This window comes from Nocardioides sp. P5_C9_2 (assembly GCF_054049555.1).
Genome location: NZ_JBFUMD010000709.1, coordinates 1 through 1,322, shown reverse-complemented (window position 1 = coordinate 1,322; position 1,322 = coordinate 1). Strand labels below are relative to the sequence as shown.

Here is a 1,322-nt window from a genome sequence, read left to right as displayed (position 1 = left end):
GACCCTGTCGATCGGGGGCCTGACGCTGGACCTCAGGGCCCGTCGGCTCCACGTCGACGACCGGGTGGTGAACCTCTCGCAACGCGAGTTCCTCCTGATGCAGCACCTGATGCGCCGTAGCCCCCAGGTGTGCTCGCGCGAGGAGCTGCTCTCGGAGGTGTGGGGCTACTCCTTCGATCCCGCCACCAACGTGGTCGACGTCTGCGTCGGCCGCCTCCGCCAGAAGCTGCGGAACAACTGGATCCAGACGGTGCGGAACGTCGGGTATGAGCTTCAGACCGGATGAGATCGGCGCTCGCTGGCGTCCCCGGGACGCCGCGCACGCCGCGCGTCGTACCCTGGTCCTCGACCTCGGGCTGACGGTCTTCTGCGCCCTGATGGCGTTGATCATGACCCTGCGGCCCGGCCTGGAGACCGTCCCCTACCACCTGCTGTTCCTGATGCTGACGATCGTGTACGGATTCCGGGTGTGGCCGGTGCTGCCGACCATGGTGGTGCTCGGACTGGTGACGGTGGTCACCGGAGGCATCCTGCTGCTCCACTACCGGCGAGGCTTCATCGACGGGCCCGAGCTGACCGAGATCGTCCTCATGCCGGCGCTCGTGCTCGCGATGGTGTGGCACGCGCGACGGCGCCTGGCCGCGCAGAACGCGCTCCAGGCGATGACCGACCGACAACAGGCGATGATCGAGCGGGAGCACGCGTTCTTCCGCGACACCGCGCACGCGATCCGTACGCCGGTGACGATCGCCCGGGGGCATCTCGAGCTGTCGGAGCCGGCCATCTCCTCGCCGCAGGCCCTCGACGACGTCCAGGTCGCCCTGCGGCAGCTCGAACGGATGTCGGTGCTGTCCCACCGCCTGCTGGCCATCGCCCAGCTGGACGCCGGGACGAGCTTCCCGGTGGAGCGGCTGTCGTGGCGGGAGTTCGTCATCGATGCCGGCAGCAGCTGGGCGAGTCACACCAACCGCGTCTGGACCGTGGAGTGCCCTGACGACGCGGACGTCCTGGCCACCCCGGACATGCTCGCGCTGGCCGTCGACGCGATCATCGAGAACGCCGTCCACTTCACCGCCGAGGGCGGTGCGATCACCCTGACCGGCGAGGTCACCTCGACGCACTGCACGGTGCGCATCGCCGACGACGGGCCGGGGATCACGCCGGAGGACCTGCCGCGGGTCTTCGACCGCTTCTGGCACCGGCGACCCCCGAACGGTCAGATGGGCAGCGGGCTGGGCCTGGCCATGGCGTCCGCCACGGCCCGCGCGTGCGGCGGCTCGGTCAGCGTGCACAACGGCGACGCCGGCGGGGCGGTCTTCGAG

At 70.1% G+C, this 1,322-nt stretch carries 2 protein-coding genes; both read left to right on the top strand.

Annotated elements, in window-relative coordinates:
• Positions 1–286, top strand: a 286-nt coding sequence (locus ACXJKL_RS21200; RefSeq protein ID WP_457208967.1) for a winged helix-turn-helix domain-containing protein, incomplete at its 5' end; no start/stop codon positions are given.
• Positions 267–1,322, top strand: a 1,056-nt coding sequence (locus tag ACXJKL_RS21195) for a sensor histidine kinase (protein ID WP_457208966.1), incomplete at its 3' end; no start/stop codon positions are given. The genes ACXJKL_RS21200 and ACXJKL_RS21195, both read left to right, overlap by 20 nt.